Below are 18068 nucleotides of genomic sequence, written 5' to 3' on the forward strand. Positions count from 1 at the left end.
TCCGGCGGCCGGTCGCGCGGAACCCTTCGCGACGGCAGCGCTTGAACAGACCTTGCTGTCTTTGGAAGGGCTATTCATGACCGACTATTCCATTCGGGATTCCCACGACCACCCGGCGCATGTGCTGGTGTCCTGGCCCGCGGTGATCGCCGGCGCCGTTGTCGGCGTGGCGGTCGGGGCGATGCTGAACCTGCTCGGCGTCGCGCTGGGGGCAGGCGCGTTCAATCCCTATGACCTCGATGGGGGCGATGCCGAGGGCTTCGCTGCGGCGGCCGGGATGTGGGCCGTCGTGGCCAATTCGATCGCCCTGTTCGTCGGGGGTGCGGTGGCCAGCCGCGCGGCCAAATATTCCGATCATCACAAGGGGGCGCTGCACGGCCTCAGCGTCTGGGCGATCGCCTTCCTGCTTGCGATCCTGATCGCCTCGGGAACCGCCGCCGTGAACACCGCCAGCGTCGCGGGCGGCGAGGCGACCCGCATCAATGCCGGCGAGACGGTCGTCGGCGACGCCCTGACGCCCGACTCCCGCGTGGTCGAGGGAACGCTGATCATTCCGCCGACCCAACGGGTCGAGGCGGAGAATACCGCAGACAACACCGCCACCCTGGCGCTCTGGGGCTTCCTGACCATGCTGCTCAGCGGCGCCGCGGCCGTGTTTGGCGGTCTGTACGGCACACGCAACCACCGCTGGCTCTCCAAGGCCGGGCTGGACGGTCGTGTCGAAGCGGACGCCTCGCGGGACACGACGATCGAGCCGCGCGAGCCGCACAAGGTCTATCCGACGCCCCGGAGCTAGGCGTCCCGCGCCGTGCTGCGAAGGCCGGCCGCGATGCTGCCGGCCTTCGTGTGTCCGCCTATTCCTCTTCCGTCGTGTCCTCGGCGGCAGGGGGCGGGGTGGTCCCGTCGCTGACGACGATGCCGGCGGGCGGGGCGACGAGACGGCTGAGGTCCCCGCCGGCGCGCAGCACGTCGAGTGCGCGCTGCAGCTGGTAGTCGGCGTCCTTGTCGTAGTCTTCGCCGGGCGCCTCGTGAGGGGTGTGGGCGCCCTTGCGTTCGGCGCCGATCGAGGCGTCCAGAGCCGTGGCGTAGGCGGCTTCGGAGTAGATGAAGCTGGAGCGGGACACGATCCGGGCCTCGGCCTGGGTGCGGGCGACCTCCAGATCGGGCTCGATGCCGATCTTCTGGATCGAGGCGCCGGAGGGGGTGTAGTAGCGCGCCGTCGTGATCGACAGGGCGCCGTCGCGGCCGCCGTTCATTGGGATGACCGTCTGGACCGACCCCTTGCCGAAGGAGGTCAGGCCGACCAGCACCGCCCGCTCCTGGTCCTTCAGGGCACCGGCGACGATCTCGGACGCCGAGGCCGAGCCGTAGTTGATCAAAACCACCAGGGGCAGGCCGCCGGTCAGGTCGCCGGGACGGGCGGCGTAGCGTTCGATCTGTTCGGGCTTGCGCCCCCGCTGGCTGACGATCTCGCCGCGCTCGAGGAAGGCGTCGGACACGTCGATGGCCGCCGTCAGCAGCCCGCCGCCGTTGTTGCGCAGGTCGAGGACGAAGCCCTTCACGTCCGGGTGGTCGCGCTTGATCTTCTCGATGGCGCTGGTCAGCTCGCGGCCGGTGTTCTCGTTAAAGGTCGAGATCCGCAGATAGCCGAAGTCGCCCTCCATGCGGCTGGTGACGCTCTCGACCTTGATGACCTCGCGGGTCAGGGTCACCTCGCGCGGCTCCTCGCCGTCGCGCAGGAAGGTGACGGTGACCGTGGTGCCCATGGCGCCGCGCAGCTTCTCCGAGACCTGGGTCACGGTCAGGCCGGCGGCGTTCTGGCCTTCGATGGCGGAGATGACGTCGCCGGCCTGGACGCCGGCGCGCGCGGCGGGACTGTCGTCCATCGGCGAAATCACCTTCACCAGGCCGCCCTCTGCCGTGATGGTCAGGCCGACGCCCGAGTATTCGCCCGAGGTCCGCTCCTGCAGGTCCTCGTAACCCTGGGGCGGAAGGTAGTTGGAGTGGGGATCCAGCGCGGTCATCATGCCCGCCAGCGCCGCCTCGATCAGCTTCTTGTTGTCGACGGGGACGACATAGGCCTGTTCGATCACCGCCAGCACGTCGCCGAACAGCTGCAGCATGCGGAAGGTTTCATTGCGCGGCGTCTGGGACGCCACGGTCATGCCGCTGAGGCCAAGGGCCGCCACGGCGGCGCCGGCGATGAGCAGTTTACGCATTCGGTCTCTTTCGGGCCGCCCAAGGGCGGAGGGCTTAGTGAGCAGGGCTGGTGGTAGGTCTTAGTGAGTAGGGCTTAGGGCTTGGGACCACACGCGCAAATCGTGGCGGTCACGCGTTCACCGGATAAAATCAGTGTCATGGAGGCTTGGGAAGCGGTTTCGCCCCAAGACCCAAGCCCTACCTCCCGAGCCCTCAAAGATACGGTGTCGGATCCACCGCCCGTTCGTCGCGGCGGAGTTCGAAATAGACCTCGCCGCCGCGTTCGGCCGAGCCCAGGGCCTGGCCGTCGGCGACGCGCTGGCCGGTTTCCACGGTTACGGCGTCGAGGCCGGCGACGACCGCGCGCCAGCCGCCGCCGAGATCGAGAATGATCACCTCGCCCCAGCCGCTGAGCGGGCCGGCGTGATCGACGCGGGCGCCGGCGGGGGAGGCGACGGGACCGGCGGGAGCGGCCCAGAGTACGCCCTGTCCCGACTTCGTCGCGGCGCCGCCGACCGGAGCCGTCAGGCGCGCGCGGCCGCCGGGCAGGCGGGTGGCCGGCGTCGGCGCGTCGGCGGCGGAGGCGGGGCGACCGCCGAGGTTGCGGATGCGGGTCTCAAGCGCGGCGGCGGCGCGCTCGGCCCGGGCGGCGTCGGCGCGGAGTACGGTCAGGAGGGCGGTTCGGCGCGTGGTCAGGTCCTCGATCTCGGCGCGGCGGTCGCCTTGCGCGCTCTCGGTCGTCAAGAGGCGTTCGGAGGACAGGACGGCCAGACGGCGGATGCGGACGACCTCCGCCTGACGGTCGGCGAAGGTCGCGGCGCGGCGCTGCATTTCCGGGGCCATGGCCTTCATCAGGATGGCGGCGCGGACGGTGTCGACGGCCTCGTCCGCCGGGATCAGGAGCGGCGGCGGGGGCTTGCGGCTCATCATCTGCAGCGCCGAGAGCAGGCGGCCCTGACCGTCGCGGGCGCGGGCCAGTTCGGCGATGATCGCGGCCTCGCGCTGGCTCAACTCACGCAGACGCTGGCGCTGGGACGCGATCTGCATGTCGTCGGCGGACTGATCGGTGCGGAGCGTCGCCAGTTCGCGGTCCAGGGCCGTGATCTCGGCCTGGGCGTCGCGGGCGTCGGCGCGCAGACGCCGGGCGCGGACCTGTTCGTCGCGGTACTGGGCCTGAAGCGAGGACAGGTCGTCCTGAACCGACGCGGAGGCGGGCAGAGCCGCGAGAGCGATCAGGACGGCGGTGGCGGCGGCGCGGTTCATCAGTCGCGATGATAAGGTGATCCGTTCAGGATCGTCACGGCGCGATAGAGCTGTTCGGCCAGCATCGCCCGGGCCAGGGCGTGGGGCCAGGTCTGGGGACCGAAGGCCAGGGTCGATCCGGCGGCAGCGAGGACGCTGGCGTCCAGCCCGTCGGCCCCGCCGATGACGAAGACCAGCCGCCGCTCGCCCCGGTCGCGCAGCGCGGCGATATGGTCGGCGAAGGCGCGGCTGGAGTAGGTCCTGCCGCGCTCGTCGCAGGCGATCAGGTGCGCGCCCTCGGCGGCGGCCAGCAGGAGTTCGGCCTCGGAGGCCTTGCCGGACTTGCGGGGCTCGAGATCGATCAGGTCGAGCGGGCCGAGGCCCAGTGCGCGACCGGCGGCCGTGGCGCGGGCGGCATAGTCGGCGGCGAGAGCGGCCTCGGGGCCACGGCCCGGCTTGCCGATGGCGGCGATGGCGAGTTTCAACCCTTCACCCGCTCATCCCCGCGAAAGCGGGGATCCAGTGCTTTGGGCGATAAACTCATGCGAGGAGCGATACCTGCGACCAGCGCACGATCAGATGACCGACCGTGCCTCACGAAAGACCTGGGTCCCCGCTTTCGCGGGGATGAGCGGACGTGGGTGTCAGACCGACGCCGGCGTGCGGTGGGCGCTGTCGACGGCCCAGATCTTCTCGATGTTGTAGAAGACGCGGACCTCGGGGCGGAACAGGTGGATGATCACGTCGCCGGCGTCGATCAGGACCCAGTCGCAGTGCGGCAGCCCCTCGACCTTCGAGCGACCCAGCCCGTTGTCCTTCAGCGTGCGCAGCAGGTGGTCGGCCAAGGCGCCGACGTGACGGTGCGAACGGCCGGAAGCCACGATCATGCTGTCGGCCATCGGGGATTTGCCCTTCAGGTCGATCAGGACAATGTCCTGGGCCTTGTCGTCGTCCAGCTTGGCCAGGAGGGCGATCTCGAGCGGCGTCGTGCCGGTCGGGACGACGCCCTGGCGGTCGAAATTCGTCTCGTCGTCTTCGCCGTCATCCTCGCTGAACAGCGGGAAGTCTTCGGCGGAATCGTCGGAGAGGTCCTCGTCGTCGCCGTCTTCGGCGTGGATCGGCGCGATCGGGTCCATCTCGTGGGCCGTGTTGGAGACGGCCCCCTCTTTGATGGGAGTGTCTTGCGCATCGTGCGCGGGCGGGGGGGTCAGCGGAGAGCTCCGGGCGGGTTCACTAAACACGTTCCCTACCACGGACAGGTCGAAACGTCACGCAACCGGGTCAAGGCCTTTTCTGGGCGCGCAGGGCCGTGGACGAACTGGGGTTCAGCGGCGCCGTCAGATAGGTCCACGCCGGGGCCTTCATGGTCGGCAGCAGGCGAGCCTCGTTGGACGAGACGCGGTTGCCGGCGAAGCGCCTTGCGGCCGGGGCGGCGCGGCTTTCCAGCAGGCTGCCGGGGCGAGCGATCACGGCCACGGGCATCATCCGCATGATGTCGGTCCAGCCGCGCCAGCGATGGAAATTCTCCAGATTGTCCGATCCCATCAGCCATACGAAACGCACGCCGGGATGACGCGCCTTGAGCGCCCGCAGGGTGTCGATGGTCCAGGTCGTGCCGACGCGGGTCTCGAAGTCCGAGACGATCATCTGGGGACCGCGCGCGAAGGACCGGGCCGAGGCCATCCGCTCGGCCAGGGGCGCGGTCTGGCGGCTGTCCTTCAGCGGGTTCTGGGGCGAGACCAGCCAGACGACGCGGTCGAGGTCGAGGCGCTGAACCGCCGTCTCGGCGACATGGGCGTGGCCGTCGTGGGCGGGATTGAAGGAGCCGCCGAAGAGGCCGACCTTCATCCCTGCGGTCAGGTTCAGCCCGTCCCGCAGCGCCCCGGATCGGGGGCCTGTCGCCTGGGGCGCGGGTCCGGCGTGGAAGAAGGACAAGGCGGAGCGCGCTCGGGCTTATGCTCACGGTTGAGCAAACGAAAGCCCAGCTAACACGTCCGCGCGGGACTTGTCGCGTTCAGCCGCCCGTCTTCTTGAAAGTCTCGCCGATGACCCCGGCGTCCGGGCCGTCGGGGCCGGCGGCCTGACGGGCGCGCTCGCCGGTCTTCTTCACCTCGGCGGACGAGGTCGAGGCGTCGGGCTTGCCCGCCGGATGGGCGCCGTTCTTCTCGCGGCCTTCGGTCTGGTCTCGGTCGGTCATCGCGGTCTCCCTTTCGGGATCAGCGGACGGGCGCGACCATCGGTTCCCTGACTAGGGCGTCCAACCAGCCTCGAAGGTCTCGACCTCGTCGCCTTCGTCGTCAATCTCGCCGCGCGTCTTGCGGACCTCAGCCCAGGCGGCGCGCAGCAACTCGGGCACGCCTTCGCCGGAGACGCCGGAGACCAGCATAGGGCGGCGCCCGGCGACCGCTTCCAGCTGGTCGGCCTTTTCCTCGCGCGCCTCTTCGGTCAGGGCGTCGATCTTGTTGAGGGCCAGGATCTCGGTCTTGTCGCCGAGGCCTTCCCCGTAGGCGTCCAGCTCGCCCCGGATGATGCGGTAGGCCTCCACGACGTCGTCCTGGGTGCCGTCGATCAGGTGGATCAGGGAGGCGGAGCGCTCGACGTGGCCAAGGAAACGGGTTCCGAGACCGGCGCCTTCACTGGCGCCCTCGATCAGGCCGGGGATGTCGGCGATGACGAAACGCTCGCCGGGGCTGAGGTCCACCATGCCGAGGTTGGGGGCGAGGGTCGTGAACGGGTAGTCGGCGATCTTGGGGCGCGCGGCCGAGGCGGCGGCGAGGAAGGTCGACTTGCCGGCGTTCGGCAGGCCCGCCAGACCGATGTCGGCGATCAGCTTCAGCCGCAGCCAGATCCACATCTCCTGGCCTTCCTGGCCCGGATTGGCGTGACGGGGCGCCTGGTTCTGCGGCCCCTTGAAACGGACATTGCCCCAGCCGCCGTTGCCGCCCGAGAGCAGCAGTTCGCGCTGGCCCGCCTCGACCATGTCGAGGACGACGGTTTCCTTGTCCTCGCCCAGGACCTGGGTGCCGACGGGGACCTTCAGGACCACGTCCTCGCCCTTGCCGCCGTGCATCTGGCGGCCCATGCCGTGGCCGCCGGTCTGGGCCTTGAAATGCTGCTGGTACCGGTAGTCGATCAGTGTGTTCAGGCCCTCGACGGCCTCGACCCAGACATTGCCGCCGTGCCCGCCGTCGCCGCCGTCCGGCCCGCCGTTCGGGATGAATTTCTCGCGCCGGAACGAGACGGAGCCCGCGCCGCCGTTGCCGGAACGGATGTAGATCTTGGCCTGGTCGAGGAATTTCATGGGGAAGTTTCTTTTGGGCGCTACCGCTCGACGCGCGGCGTCTCACTGCTTGAGCGCGCGGCCTATAGCCCAAGAGAGCGGCGATTTACAGGCGGGACCGCTTAAGCGGGTCGGTAGCGAGCGCCGGAGATTTCGGGTTCGCCAAGGGGGGTGACGGCCTGACCCTTCCCCCTTGCGGGAGAAGGAGGCGGCGCACGAGAGCGTAGCGATCGTCCTTGCGCCGGCGGGTGAGGAGTCACGCCGGCGGTTATAGCTGGGTTGTGCGAACCCGGTCAGGGCCCGTGTCACCCCTCACCCGATTTCGCCGGAACGACGGCTGCGCCGGCGTGCAAAATCTCCCTCTCCCGCAGGGGGAGAGGGAGAGTGAAGTCAGCCCTTGGCCCAGACGCCGAACGGGTCGGACCAGCTCAGGCCCATGGCCTCGGCGACGGCCGGATAGGTGATCTCGCCCTTCAGGACGTTCAGGCCGCGCGCCAGGTGCGGGTCCTTCTTGAGCGCCTCCAGACCGTGGTCGGCCAGGGCCAGACCGAACGGCAGGGTGGCGTTGTTCAGGGCTTCGGAGGAGGTGCGCGGGGCGGCGCCCGGCATGTTGGCGACGCAGTAGTGGACGACGCCGTCGACGGTGTAGGTCGGGTCTTCGTGGGTCGTGGCCTTCGAGGTTTCGAAGCAGCCGCCCTGGTCGATGGCGACATCGACGAGGACCGAGCCCGGCTTCATCTTCCGCAGGTGGTCCTTCTTGACCAGCTTGGGCGCCTCGGCGCCCGGGACCAGAACGGCGCCGATGACGACGTCGGCCTTGACGATCTCTTCCTCGATCGCGCCGATCGAGGAGTAGCGGGTGATGACGCGGCCGTTGGTGACTTCGTCGATGTAGGCCATGCGCGGGATCGAGCGCTCCAGCACCACGACCTCGGCGCCCAGGCCCATGGCCATGCGGGCCGCGTTCAGGCCGACGACGCCGCCGCCCAGAACCAGGACGCGGGCCGGAGCCACGCCGGGAACGCCGCAGAACAGCAGGCCCATGCCGCCGTTGTGCTTCAGCAGGGTCTCGGCGGCCGAGAAGACGGCGATGCGGCCGGCGACTTCCGACATCGGGGCCAGCAGCGGCAGGCCGCCGCGTGCGTCGGTGACGGTCTCATAGGCGATGGCGGCGCATTTGGAGGCCAGGAGACCCTTGGTCTGTTCCGGATCGGGAGCCAGGTGCAGGTAGGTGTACAGGATCTGGTCCTCGCGCAGCATCTCCCACTCGACCTTCTGGGGCTCCTTCACCTTCACGATCATGTCGGCGTTGGCGAAGACGGTCGCGGCGTCGGCGACCATGGTCGCGCCGGCCTTGATGAAGTCCTCGTCGGTGAAGCCCGCGCCGAGGCCGGCGCCGGTCTGGACCTCGACCGTGTGGCCGTGGGCGACGTATTCGCGCACCGCCGTGGGGGTCAGGCCGACCCGGTGTTCGTTCTTCTTGATTTCCTTGGGAACGCCGACGCGCATCAGATCTCTCCGGTTCAGACGAGCCCCGCGAGACCAACGGCTTGCGGAAGCGGTTGACTGCATCTTCTAGCGGCGACGCCTGTGCAGGTTCCTGTTCTTTTCGCTGGGTGATCGACGTAAAGTCGCAGAACCTTGCGTCTGGAGTCGACATGAAGACCGTTTCCGCCGTCACATTGGATGCGACTGACAGAAAGATGCTCCGCGCCCTGCAACAGGACGGGCGCATGACGAACGCCGATCTGGCCAAGACGGTCGCCCTGTCCGAGAGCGCCTGCCTTCGTCGATTGAGGGCGCTGGAGGGGGCGGGGGTGATCAGCCGCTACGCCGCCATCATCAACGAGCGCGCCGTGGGCCTGCCGATCTCGGTTTTCGTCACCGTGACCCTGTCGTCCCAGGCCGAAAGCGCCCTGACGGCGTTCGAGACGGCCATAACCTCCGTGCCCGAGGTGGTGGAATGCTATCTGATGACCGGCGGGTCCGACTATCTGCTTCGGTTGGTGGTGCGGGATGTCGATGATCTGGAGCGGGTCCACGCCAAGGCCCTGACCACCATTCCGGGGGTGACGCGGGTGTCGTCCAGCGTCGCCATGCGCACGGTGGTCAAGCGTGGGGCCTTGCCCGTCTGAAAACGCGGACCAGACCGAAGATCAGCCAGACGACCGCGATCAGCAGCACCAGATCGCTGACCAGCTTGACCATCCCGTAAAGGGTCACGGTTTCGACCGACCGCGCCATCGCCTCGGACAGAAGCGCCGTGAGGCCGCCCGCTATGAGGAGGGCGAACGGCCAGACGAGCGGCTCGAGGCGTTTCACTTGAGCGCCAGGGTGATCTGTTTGATGTCGACATATTCCTCGATGCCGTGGGTCGAGCCCTCGCGGCCGTAGCCGGACTGCTTGACCCCGCCGAAGGGGGCGACGGCGGTGGAGATCAGGCCGGTGTTGACCCCGATCATGCCCGCCTCGATACGGCGGCCGATGCGCATAGCGCGGTCGAGGTCCCTGGTGAACAGGTAGGAGGCGAGACCGAACTCGCTGTCATTGGCTTTGGTCAGCGCCTCTTCTTCCGTGTCGAATGAGAAAACAGGGATCAGGGGGCCGAAGGTCTCCTCGTGGCGGAACAGTTCGTCGTCGCCGCCAAGCGTGACAGTCGGCTGGAAGAAGCGGCCGCCCAGTTCGTGACGCGCCCCGCCGGTCAGGACCTTGCCGCCCGAGGCCTGGACGCGTTTCAGGTGGTCCTCGACCTTGGCGATGGCCTTGTCCTCGATCAGGGGGCCGACCTTGACGCCATCCTCGAAGGCGGGCCCGACGGGAATCTTCGCGACCTCGGCGGCGAGCTTCCGGGCGTACGCCTCGGCGACCGAGGCCTGGACGTAAACGCGGTTGGGACAGACGCAGGTCTGGCCGGAGTTCCTGAACTTGCCCTTGATCGTCTCGGCCACGGCGAGATCGAGGTCGGCGTCCTCGAACACCATCAGGGGTGCGGCGCCGCCCAGCTCCATCGACACCCGTTTCAGGGTCGGGGCGGACTGTTCGGCCAGCTTGCGACCGACCGGGGTCGAGCCGGTGAAGGACAGTTTGCGGATCAGGGGCGAGGCGGTCAGGACCCCGCCGATAGTCGCCGCGTCGCCGGTGACGACGCTCAGCGCACCCTTGGGCAGACCGGCCTTGTAGGCGAGCTCGGCGAGCGCAATGGCGGTGAAGGGGGTCTGGCTGGCCGGCTTGACCACGGCCGTGCAGCCGGCGGCGAACGCGGGGCCGAGCTTGCGCGTCAGCATGGCCGCCGGGAAGTTCCAGGGGGTGATGAGGGCGCAGGGGCCGACCGCCTCGCGGAACGTCAGGATCACGTGACCGAGAGGGCTGTCCTGCGTCTCGCCGATCAGGCGTTCGGCCTCTCCGGCGAACCATTTGATGAAGCCGTTGGCGTAGGTGACCTCGCCCTTGGCCTCCTCGAACGGCTTGCCGTTCTCCAGCGCCATCAGGGCGCCGAGGCCCTCGGTGTTCTCCTCGATCAGGCGGGCCCATTCGCGCAGGAAGGCGGCGCGCTTGTGCGGGTCGGAGCGGGACCACTCGGGGAAGGCGTCGTGGGCCGCCTGGATGGCGCGTTCGGTCTCGGGCGCGCCGAGGTCGGGGATGTGACCGATGATCTCGCCCGTCGCGGGGTCGTCGACGGCGATGCCCTTTGAGCCGGCGGGGATGGCCTCTCCGGCGATGAAAGCGTGTTCGCGCAGGAGCTTCAATCCGGCGTCGCGGGCGGCGGTGTTCATGGGAAGACCTTCAGCGTCTCCCTCCCCCTGCGGGGAGGGTGGTCGCGCAGCGACCGGGTGGGAGGGCAAGGCGATGCAACGACGGATATAGGGGCTGGGTTGCCTTGCCGCCCCCACCCGGTCTCCGCTTCGCTACGAACACTCTCCTCCGCACGGGAAGGGAGAAATCAGGAACGCCTCACTCGCCGATCGTATGCAGGTCGCGGCCCTTGGTTTCCGGCAGGAAGATCAAGGCGACGATCGCCGCGACCGCCGTGAAGGCGACCGAGTACCAAAGGCCGAAGTAGATGTTTCCCGACCAGGCCACGAGGGCGAAGCTGGCGGCGGGCAGCAGGCCTCCCACCCACCCCGTTCCGATATTGTAGGGCAGGCTCATCGCTGTGTAGCGCACCCGCGTCGGGAACAACTCGACCAGCGCGGCCGCCTGGGGGCCGTAGACGGCGGTGGCGGCGACCATGAAGACCATCAGGATGGCGAAGGCGGCCGGCCAGTTCAGCCGCTTCGGGTCCGCCCTGGTCGGATAGCCGGCCTCGGTCAGGGCCGCTTTCACGCTGGTCTCGACATCGGCGCGGGCGGCCTTGAGGGCGTCGGTGTCGAGGCCGGTTCCCTCGACCGAGGCGATCTCGACCGTGCCGATACGGACGGCGGCGACCGAACCCGGCTCGGCGGCGAGGTTGTCATAGCTGACGCCCGCGTTCGACAGGACGGTCTTGGCAAGGTCGCAGGAGGAGGCGAAGGCGCCCTTGCCCACCGGATCGAACTGGACCGCGCACGCAGCCGGGTCGGCGATGACGGTGACGGGGGCGTTCGTCTGGGCCTCGGCCAGGGCCGGGTTGGCGGCCTGGGTCAGGGCGTGGAAGCCGGGGAAGAGGGCGATCAGGAACAGGACCATGCCGCCGATCATGACGGGCTTGCGCCCGACCCGGTCCGACAGCCAGCCGAAGAAGACATAGAGGAAGGCCGACGCGACGGTGATGGCCAGGATCAGGCCGTCGACGGTCGAGACCTCCACCTTCAGGACCCGCTCCATGAAGAACCGGGTGTAGAAATAGCCGCAGTACCAGACGGCTCCTTGGGCGAACATGATGCCGACCAGGGCGATCAGGACGAAGCGGCCGTTCTTCCAGGTCAGGAAGCTTTCCTTGAAGGGCGCCTGACGGACCTTGCTCTCGGCCGCCATCTTCACGAAGGCGGGGCTTTCGTGCAGGCGGACGCGGATCCACAGCGATACGCCGAGCAGGAGGGCCGAGAGCCAGAAGGGGATGCGCCAGCCCCACGCGTCGAAGGCCTCGGTCCCGACGATCATCCGGGTCGTGAGGATGACGACGAGGGCGCCGATCAGGCCGAGAGCGGCGGTGGTGTTGATGTAGGAGGTCAGAAGGCCCCGCTTCTTGGGCGGCGCGTGCTCGGCGACATAGATGGCCGCGCCCCCATATTCGCCGCCCAGCGCGAAGCCCTGGATGATCCGCATCAGGATCAGCAGTATCGGAGCCAGGATCCCGGCCTGGGAATAGTCGGGCAAGAGACCGATGGCGACCGTGGCGACACCCATCAGGGTGATGGTGACCAGGAAGGTGGTCTTGCGGCCCGTCCGGTCGCCGAACCAGCCGAAGGCCAGGGCGCCCAGAGGCCGCACCACGAAGCCGACGCCGAAGGTCAGCAGCGCAAGGATGTAGGCCGTCGCCTCGCCCACCTCCGCGTAGAAGTGGCGGGCGATGATCGTCGCCAGTGAGCCGAAGATGAAAAAGTCGTACCACTCGAACGCAGTGCCTGCGGCCGAGGCGCCGACGACGGTGCCGAGACCGGGGCCCCTGTCGTCGTGTTCGGTGGTCGCGTCGGTCATGATCTTCCCCAGAGACGGGCGTCTCTGCGGACGCCTCGCGATCAGCCTAGCGACGCCTGCGAAGAGGGCAAGCGAAAGCCCCGCCGGCGGACCGACGGGGCTGACGTAAAGATAACGGCCCGGAGCCTTAGTTCTTGGCTTCCTCGGCGGCGCCGGTGACGGCGTTGCCGGCGGCGGCGGTGTCGCGGCCCACGCCCGAGATGGTGTTGCAGGCGGCCGTGGTCAGGGCGGCGGCGGCGGCGATCAGAACGAAAACCTTGCGCATGGGAGCTCCAATAAACTTCGGGGGGCGAGGGGAGGTCCCGCCTTGTGGAGGATCAACGCGATGTGCGGCTGAGGGTTCCGGGACGGACCTTTTCCGCGCTGGGCTTCAGATCGTCCGGATTGATCGGCACGACGGCCTCCGGGGTGGCGAAGACCATCCGGGCGATGGTGCCGCCGCCGGGGGCGGTCAGAAGCTCGACCTCGCCGCGCAGCTGTTTGGCGAAGGCGCCCATCAGGGTGCGGCCCACGCCGGCGCGGACGGCCTCGTCGGATGAGCCCGGCCCGTCGTCCTGGACTTCCAGCGTGCTCCGGTCGCCATGAACGCGGAAGCGGACCTGAAGCGCGCCGCCCCGACCGGCGAAGGCGTGCTTCTGGGCGTTGGTGATGGCCTCCACCAGCCAAAGCGCCAGCGGCGCCAGCTTGTCGGGATCGACCACGAGACTGTCGGCATCGACGGAGGAGGTGACGGCGTAGCCGCGTCCGGCTTCGGAGGCGACCATCTGGCCCACCAGTTCGGTCAGGAAGACCTGGGCGTCGGCGTAGCGGATGTCGTCGGACTGGTAGAGGGTGCGGTAGATGAGGGCGAGGGCCGATATGCGCTGGCGCGTGTCGCCCAGCGCGGCCTTGGCCGGTTCGTCCTTCAGGGCCCTCTGCTGCATCGACAGCAGCGACGAGATGATCTGCAGGTTGTTCTTCACCCTGTGGTGGATCTCGCGCATCAGCGCGTCCTTCTCCGACAGGCTCTCGTTCAGGGACTTGTCGCGGGTGGCGATGGCCTCGGCCAGTCCATCCAGCGTCTGGGCCAGAAGGCGGATTTCGGCGGGGGCATGGGCGGCCTGGACCGGACGCACCGAATAGCGGCCGCGCGCATAGAGGGCGGCGATCCGTTCCAGATAGTCGAGCCAGCGCACCACGATGCGCTCGGACACCAGCATGACGGCGGCGAAGGCCGTGACCCAGGCCGCCAGCGGCAGAAGAAGCACGCCGATGGGGTTCAGCCGCGCCCAGGACAGCAGGCCAGGCGAAGGAGCGGAAATGACGACATAGACGTCGCGTCCGGCCAGGGCGGCGCCGGCATAGTCCCGGTGCTCTCCCGAGGCGTTGTCGGCGTCGAAGACCGACGACTGTCCGCTCCGCGCGCGTTCGACCCAGCCGAGCAGACCGTGGCCTTCGCCTTCCTGGAAGGTGAAGGCGTCGCCGTCGGTGGAGACAAGCACCCGCCCTTGCGCGTCGGTCAGGGCGGCCTGGGCGTCGTCGGGCAGGGCGGGGTCGTTGATGTCGGGCTGCAGCTCACTCAGCGGCAGGACGGCGGCCATGGCGCCGGCGAAGACGCCGCGCGGTCGTTCCCATCGGACGCCGATGACCAGGGCGGGCGTGTCGGTCAGATCGCCGGAGGCGCGGGCCAGGGCGACGTCCTCGCCCGACTTCAGCCGCTGGAACCAGGGTTCGTCGGCGAAGACCGAACCGCTACCGACCTGAGCCGTGGGGCGGGAATCGCAGACGCTCTGGCCGCCCGCGCCGATCCGGTAGAGGGCGCCGTAGTCGTCGAGGCGCTGGACGAGGTCGGCCAGGCGCGGGCCGCAGATCGGGGCGGACGCCTCCGGCGCGAGCGCGGACAGCAGGACGGCGGCGGCGTCGAGCCGAAATCTCGCCGCCTCGGCCGTGCGCTCGGCGGCGAATTGCAGGTCGGCCCGGCGGTCCTCGGCCTGACGCCGAAACTCGACCTGGGCCTGGAAGGCGCCCAGCAGCAGGATGGGCAGAAGGGCGATGGCCATGGCCAGGCCCAGCCGGAAGCGGATGCCCTGGACGCGGGGGGTCGACACGCCCCGCGCCCAGAATCGGCTGAAGGTGGAGGCCGCGCGCCGGGTGATGCGACCCCGCGCGGGCCTAGCGGACTCCATGATCAGCCTTGTTGTCGCGCGCCGCTCAGGCGGTCGGCGTCGGCCAGGATCGATCGCATCGCGTCGCCCGCCGCCCGGCCGTCACGACCGTAGCCGCCGCGTTCGAGCGTGGCCTGAAGCGCCTTTCGAGCCCGGCTGACGCGGCTCTTCACCGTGCCGACGGCGCAGTTGCAGATCTCGGCCGCCTCTTCGTAGGCGAAGCCTCCCGCGCCGACCAGGATCAGCGCTTCGCGTTGTTCCTCGGGCAGGGTGTTCAGCGCCTGACGCAGTTCGTCCAGGGCGACGGGCGCCTCGGGATCGTCGACGGCGACCAGGGTCCGTTCGGCGGCTTCCTGATCCAGCTGAGACGACCGCCAGGAGCGACGCTTTTCCGAATAGAACTGGTTGCGCAAAATCATGAAGGTCCAGGCCTTCATGTTCGTCCCCATCTGATACGAGGCGCGGGCGTCCCAGGCCTTCATCATGGCGTCCTGCGCCAGATCGTCGGCGGCGGTCGGATCGCCGGTCAGTGTGCGGGCGAAGGCGCGCAGATGCGGGATCAGCTGGACCAGTTCACGCTTGAAGCCTTCGTCGTCGGCGGAAGGCGGCTTGGGCGCGGTCGAGCGGCCAGACGACGCGCTCACGCCTTGTTCTCGTCGGCGGCGCGTTGGTCGGCGCGACGCAGGATGTCCAGAAACTCGTCCGGCACAGGTTCGTTGACGACCTCGTCGAACATGTGGCGCAGCTTCACGCCGATGGCCTGCTGGCGCAGACGCGCTTCTTCCAGCGGCGGTTCACCGCTCGCAGACTTGGGCTTGCGCCCGGACTCCGAGGAATCGATCATTAAATATGAGCCGCCAACCGTTGATCTCATTCACGCGAACACGCCGGCGCTTGTACGCGCCTGGCTTCATCGTTCAGGCCGTCAACGTCGTTCCACCATCAGGGTTCCCACCGACGTCCATTTTATGGTGAAGCTAAAACGCGACGGTATGGAACCGTGGCCATAGTGCGACGTTTCAATCCAGAAGCCGCTCCACGCATTAGGCGCGGCCACGTCGATTTGTCGGGGAATACCTAAATGAGCCTTCTGGCCAGACTTGCGCCGCACCTGCCCTATGTCCGTCGCTACGCGCGGGCCCTGACCGGAGACCAGGCGACGGGCGACAACTATGTGCGCGTCGCCCTCTACCACGTCTTCCACACCATCTGGTCCACGACCGGCGCCCAGCTCGAAGACGGCAGCGGCATTGAGTCTCAAGGCGACGCCTCCAGCCGACTGATGCGGATCGCCCCGCGCTCGCGTCAGGCCTTCCTTCTGACCGCGCTCGAAGGCTTCACGCCTTCGGAGGCCGCCCAGATTCTGTCCGCCGACGCCCATTCGGTCGAGCGGCTGATCGGCGACGCACAGGCCGAGATCGACGCCGAACTGGCCACCGACGTCCTGATCATCGAGGACGAGGCCATCATTTCCGCCGACATCGAGAGCCTGGTGAAGGAGCTGGGCCACAACGTCAGCGCCACGGCGACCACCCATGACGAGGCCGTCGACGCCGTCGCGCGTCACAAGCCGGGCTTGGTCCTGGCCGATATCCAGCTGGCCGACGGCTCGTCGGGCATCGATGCGGTCAAGGACATCCTCAAGAAGTTCGACGTGCCGGTGATCTTCATCACCGCCTTCCCCGAGCGTCTGCTGACCGGCGAGCGCCCGGAGCCGACCTTCCTCATCACCAAGCCCTTCCAGCCGGAGACGGTGAAGGCGGCGATCTCGCAGGCCCTGTTCTTCCACCCGACCCGCCAGAAGGAAGCCGCCTGATCCCAGGCGGTCTCCTCTGACCCATGAAAAGCCCCGCCGGATCGCTCCGGCGGGGCTTTTTGGTTCCGATGACCGGTCAGTTGGCCGGAGGGTTGACGTTCGGCTCAGTCCCGGCCGGCGTCGGAGCGGGCTCGCCCGTCGCATTGGTCGGCGCGTCCGGTGTCGGCGGGCCAGAGTTGTCGAAGGCGGCGGCGTCCACCGTCTGGGCGCCCGTGTTGGCGTTCTGCGAAGCGAAGCCGCCGTTGGAAAGGAACCACATTCCGAGCAGCAGGATCGCCGCGGCTCCGGCAGAAACGATCAGCAGGACGAGGATGCGCTTTCCGGGCCGGGCGCCGCGCACATACTGGGCGTCGACGGGGCGGCCTTCGTGGACCGCGTCGGCCGCTTCGGAATGGGGATCGTGATGGGTCATGGCGGCATCCTTCCGACGGAAAATCTCAGGTCGAGACAACGCCGGGTCAGCGTGGCCGTTCCTTTCGCGTCAGATTTCGAGACAAGCGAAAAAGTTCGCCGGATCGGGGAACGGTTATCGAATGACGCCGTTCTCAATCTGCGGAGGCGGCGACGCCCCCCCCGACTTGGACCGGCCACAGCCGGTCCTGCCGCCTCCGCGCCTCATTCTCGATGATGCCACTAGGCCGGTTCCTTCAGGGAGCCGGCTTTTTCTTTTGCCTTGGTCGTCGGCTTGGTCATGATGAGGGTCTGCAAAAGAAACCAACCGGAGACGATGACCATGGCCCCCAGTTCTGGAAATACGAATCGCCAATGGGTGCTGCGCCAGCGGCCGCAGGGCCTGATCAAGGACGGCGATCTGGAACTGGTCTCCAATGTCGTGCCGGACCTGAAGGACGGCGAGGTTCTGGTCCGCACCATCTATCTGTCGCTGGACCCGACCAACCGAACCTGGATGAACGACGCGGTGGGCTATCTCCCCCCGGTAGGCCTGGGCGAGGTCATGCGCGGCCTGACGCTGGGCGTGATCGAAGACTCGAAATCCCAGAAGTTCGCGGTCGGGGACTTGGTCACCACAGCGATGGGCGGCTGGTCCGACTACGGAGTGGTGCCGGACACGGGCGTGTCGCGCGTCCACCGCGCGCCGGGGCTGCCACTGACGGCCAACATGTCGGTGCTCGGCATGACGGGCCTGACCGCCTGGGCGGGCGTCACCGACGTCCTGCGTCCGGAGCCCGGTCAGGTCATGGTCATCTCGGCCGCCGCCGGCGCCGTCGGCTCCATCGCCGGTCAGATCGCCAAGCAGAAGGGCGCCCATGTCATCGGCATCGCCGGCGGCCCGGAGAAATGCCGCTGGCTGACCGAGGACCTCGGGTTCGACGCCGCCATCGACTACAAAAACGAGGACGTCGGCGAGGCGCTGGACCGTCTGGCCCCGAACGGCGTCGACCTCAATTTCGAGAACGTCGGCGGCGACATCATGGTGGCGGTCTGGAACCGGCTGAACATCCACGCCCGCATGGCCGTCTGCGGCATGGTTTCGGCCTACAACGCCACGAAGCGCCCGCCCTCGCCAGACCTCAGCCGCCTGATTACCCACAGAATGACGATGCAGGGCTTCCTGGTCATGGACTATTCGCCGCGCGCCAAAGAGTTCGTGGCCGAGGTCGGTCCGTGGCTGGCCTCGGGCAAGGTCCAGTGGAAGGTTCACGTCGACAACGGTCTGGAAGGCGCGCTGACGTCGCTGAACCGCCTGTTCACGGGCGACCACGACGGCAAGCTTCTGGTACGGGTGTCCGAAGAACCCGCCTGAACCCAT

General features: G+C 68.4%; 20 protein-coding genes. 4 read left to right on the forward strand and 16 right to left on the reverse strand.

Features of this window, described 5'->3' with window-relative positions:
* The first annotated feature begins 76 nt into the window (after positions 1 to 76).
* On the forward strand, positions 77 to 796 hold the full coding sequence (locus O5O43_RS15580) for a hypothetical protein (protein WP_271084816.1): 720 nt from the start codon (positions 77 to 79) through the stop codon (positions 794 to 796).
* Between the two features lie 58 nt (positions 797 to 854).
* Here O5O43_RS15580 and O5O43_RS15585 read toward each other — a convergent pair whose 3' ends face one another.
* The 8 genes from O5O43_RS15585 to ald form a co-directional block, all read right to left on the reverse strand.
* The gene (locus O5O43_RS15585; protein ID WP_271084817.1) at positions 855 to 2219 is read right to left on the reverse strand and encodes a S41 family peptidase; all 1365 of its coding nucleotides are present in this window, start codon (positions 2217 to 2219) and stop codon (positions 855 to 857) included.
* Positions 2220 to 2412: 193 nt separating this feature from the next.
* Positions 2413 to 3462, reverse strand: coding sequence for a peptidoglycan DD-metalloendopeptidase family protein (locus O5O43_RS15590; protein WP_271084818.1), 1050 nt, complete (start codon positions 3460 to 3462; stop codon positions 2413 to 2415).
* Positions 3462 to 3926, reverse strand: coding sequence for a 23S rRNA (pseudouridine(1915)-N(3))-methyltransferase RlmH (rlmH, locus tag O5O43_RS15595; RefSeq protein WP_271084819.1), 465 nt, complete (start codon positions 3924 to 3926; stop codon positions 3462 to 3464). Before rlmH ends, O5O43_RS15590 begins: the two co-directional genes overlap by 1 nt.
* A 159-nt stretch (positions 3927 to 4085) precedes the next feature.
* On the reverse strand, positions 4086 to 4577 hold the full coding sequence (gene rsfS, locus O5O43_RS15600) for a ribosome silencing factor (protein WP_271084820.1): 492 nt from the start codon (positions 4575 to 4577) through the stop codon (positions 4086 to 4088).
* Between the two features lie 145 nt (positions 4578 to 4722).
* On the reverse strand, positions 4723 to 5376 hold the full coding sequence (locus tag O5O43_RS15605; protein WP_271084821.1) for a nicotinate-nucleotide adenylyltransferase: 654 nt from the start codon (positions 5374 to 5376) through the stop codon (positions 4723 to 4725).
* Positions 5377 to 5455: 79 nt separating this feature from the next.
* Positions 5456 to 5638 carry a hypothetical protein gene (locus tag O5O43_RS15610; protein WP_271084822.1) on the reverse strand — a complete coding sequence of 61 codons (183 nt, stop codon included), beginning with the start codon at positions 5636 to 5638 and terminating at the stop codon, positions 5456 to 5458.
* A 51-nt stretch (positions 5639 to 5689) separates the two neighbouring features.
* The gene (gene obgE, locus O5O43_RS15615; protein WP_271084823.1) at positions 5690 to 6742 is read right to left on the reverse strand and encodes a GTPase ObgE; all 1053 of its coding nucleotides are present in this window, start codon (positions 6740 to 6742) and stop codon (positions 5690 to 5692) included.
* Positions 6743 to 7111: 369 nt separating this feature from the next.
* On the reverse strand, positions 7112 to 8230 hold the full coding sequence (gene ald, locus O5O43_RS15620; protein WP_271084824.1) for an alanine dehydrogenase: 1119 nt from the start codon (positions 8228 to 8230) through the stop codon (positions 7112 to 7114).
* A gap of 149 nt (positions 8231 to 8379) precedes the next feature.
* Here ald and O5O43_RS15625 point away from each other — a divergent pair, with 149 nt between their 5' ends.
* A complete protein-coding gene (locus O5O43_RS15625) occupies positions 8380 to 8856 on the forward strand; it encodes an Lrp/AsnC family transcriptional regulator (RefSeq protein ID WP_271084825.1) in 477 nt (158 codons plus the stop codon).
* On the opposite strand, the gene O5O43_RS15630 is transcribed toward O5O43_RS15625, so the two are convergent.
* From O5O43_RS15630 to O5O43_RS15660, 7 genes are all read right to left on the reverse strand, one after another.
* On the reverse strand, positions 8831 to 9043 hold the full coding sequence (locus O5O43_RS15630; protein WP_271084826.1) for a hypothetical protein: 213 nt from the start codon (positions 9041 to 9043) through the stop codon (positions 8831 to 8833). The genes O5O43_RS15625 and O5O43_RS15630 overlap by 26 nt on opposite strands.
* Positions 9040 to 10494, reverse strand: a complete 1455-nt coding sequence (locus O5O43_RS15635; protein ID WP_271084827.1) for an NAD-dependent succinate-semialdehyde dehydrogenase — start codon at positions 10492 to 10494, stop codon at positions 9040 to 9042. Before O5O43_RS15635 ends, O5O43_RS15630 begins: the two co-directional genes overlap by 4 nt.
* A 178-nt stretch (positions 10495 to 10672) precedes the next feature.
* Positions 10673 to 12337, reverse strand: a complete 1665-nt coding sequence (locus tag O5O43_RS15640; RefSeq protein ID WP_271084828.1) for an MFS transporter — start codon at positions 12335 to 12337, stop codon at positions 10673 to 10675.
* A gap of 127 nt (positions 12338 to 12464) precedes the next feature.
* Positions 12465 to 12602, reverse strand: a complete 138-nt coding sequence (locus O5O43_RS15645; protein WP_271084829.1) for an entericidin EcnA/B family protein — start codon at positions 12600 to 12602, stop codon at positions 12465 to 12467.
* Between the two features lie 52 nt (positions 12603 to 12654).
* Entirely contained in the window at positions 12655 to 14424 is a 1770-nt protein-coding gene (locus tag O5O43_RS15650; RefSeq protein WP_348637144.1) for a sensor histidine kinase, read from the reverse strand.
* A gap of 80 nt (positions 14425 to 14504) precedes the next feature.
* Positions 14505 to 15125 (reverse strand): sigma-70 family RNA polymerase sigma factor, encoded by a 621-nt coding sequence (locus tag O5O43_RS15655; protein WP_271084830.1) that lies wholly within the window; start codon positions 15123 to 15125, stop codon positions 14505 to 14507.
* On the reverse strand, positions 15122 to 15325 hold the full coding sequence (locus O5O43_RS15660) for a NepR family anti-sigma factor (RefSeq protein WP_271084831.1): 204 nt from the start codon (positions 15323 to 15325) through the stop codon (positions 15122 to 15124). Before O5O43_RS15660 ends, O5O43_RS15655 begins: the two co-directional genes overlap by 4 nt.
* A gap of 237 nt (positions 15326 to 15562) precedes the next feature.
* Between O5O43_RS15660 and O5O43_RS15665 the strand changes: the two genes are divergently transcribed.
* Positions 15563 to 16297 carry a response regulator gene (locus O5O43_RS15665; RefSeq protein WP_271084832.1) on the forward strand — a complete coding sequence of 245 codons (735 nt, stop codon included), beginning with the start codon at positions 15563 to 15565 and terminating at the stop codon, positions 16295 to 16297.
* Between the two features lie 76 nt (positions 16298 to 16373).
* Here O5O43_RS15665 and O5O43_RS15670 read toward each other — a convergent pair whose 3' ends face one another.
* Positions 16374 to 16709 (reverse strand): hypothetical protein, encoded by a 336-nt coding sequence (locus tag O5O43_RS15670; protein WP_271084833.1) that lies wholly within the window; start codon positions 16707 to 16709, stop codon positions 16374 to 16376.
* A 321-nt stretch (positions 16710 to 17030) separates the two neighbouring features.
* Between O5O43_RS15670 and O5O43_RS15675 the strand changes: the two genes are divergently transcribed.
* The gene (locus O5O43_RS15675; RefSeq protein ID WP_271084834.1) at positions 17031 to 18062 is read left to right on the forward strand and encodes an NADP-dependent oxidoreductase; all 1032 of its coding nucleotides are present in this window, start codon (positions 17031 to 17033) and stop codon (positions 18060 to 18062) included.
* Positions 18063 to 18068: the final 6 nt, after the last annotated feature.

The organism is Brevundimonas sp. NIBR11 (genome assembly GCF_027912535.1).
Classification (GTDB): Bacteria; Pseudomonadota; Alphaproteobacteria; order Caulobacterales; family Caulobacteraceae; genus Brevundimonas.

Coding starts and splice junctions, on each gene's coding strand:
- O5O43_RS15645 (WP_271084829.1), bottom strand. CDS start 12,602: ATGCGCAAGGTTTTCGTTCTGATCGCCGCCGCCGCCGCCCTGACCACG.
- obgE (WP_271084823.1), bottom strand. CDS start 6,742: ATGAAATTCCTCGACCAGGCCAAGATCTACATCCGTTCCGGCAACGGC.
- rsfS (WP_271084820.1), bottom strand. CDS start 4,577: ATGGACCCGATCGCGCCGATCCACGCCGAAGACGGCGACGACGAGGAC.
- O5O43_RS15675 (WP_271084834.1), top strand. CDS start 17,031: ATGGCCCCCAGTTCTGGAAATACGAATCGCCAATGGGTGCTGCGCCAG.
- O5O43_RS15610 (WP_271084822.1), bottom strand. CDS start 5,638: ATGACCGACCGAGACCAGACCGAAGGCCGCGAGAAGAACGGCGCCCAT.
- O5O43_RS15665 (WP_271084832.1), top strand. CDS start 15,563: ATGAGCCTTCTGGCCAGACTTGCGCCGCACCTGCCCTATGTCCGTCGC.
- O5O43_RS15660 (WP_271084831.1), bottom strand. CDS start 15,325: ATGATCGATTCCTCGGAGTCCGGGCGCAAGCCCAAGTCTGCGAGCGGT.
- O5O43_RS15670 (WP_271084833.1), bottom strand. CDS start 16,709: ATGACCCATCACGATCCCCATTCCGAAGCGGCCGACGCGGTCCACGAA.
- O5O43_RS15640 (WP_271084828.1), bottom strand. CDS start 12,337: ATGACCGACGCGACCACCGAACACGACGACAGGGGCCCCGGTCTCGGC.
- O5O43_RS15625 (WP_271084825.1), top strand. CDS start 8,380: ATGAAGACCGTTTCCGCCGTCACATTGGATGCGACTGACAGAAAGATG.
- O5O43_RS15635 (WP_271084827.1), bottom strand. CDS start 10,494: ATGAACACCGCCGCCCGCGACGCCGGATTGAAGCTCCTGCGCGAACAC.
- O5O43_RS15585 (WP_271084817.1), bottom strand. CDS start 2,219: ATGCGTAAACTGCTCATCGCCGGCGCCGCCGTGGCGGCCCTTGGCCTC.
- O5O43_RS15590 (WP_271084818.1), bottom strand. CDS start 3,462: ATGAACCGCGCCGCCGCCACCGCCGTCCTGATCGCTCTCGCGGCTCTG.
- O5O43_RS15580 (WP_271084816.1), top strand. CDS start 77: ATGACCGACTATTCCATTCGGGATTCCCACGACCACCCGGCGCATGTG.
- ald (WP_271084824.1), bottom strand. CDS start 8,230: ATGCGCGTCGGCGTTCCCAAGGAAATCAAGAAGAACGAACACCGGGTC.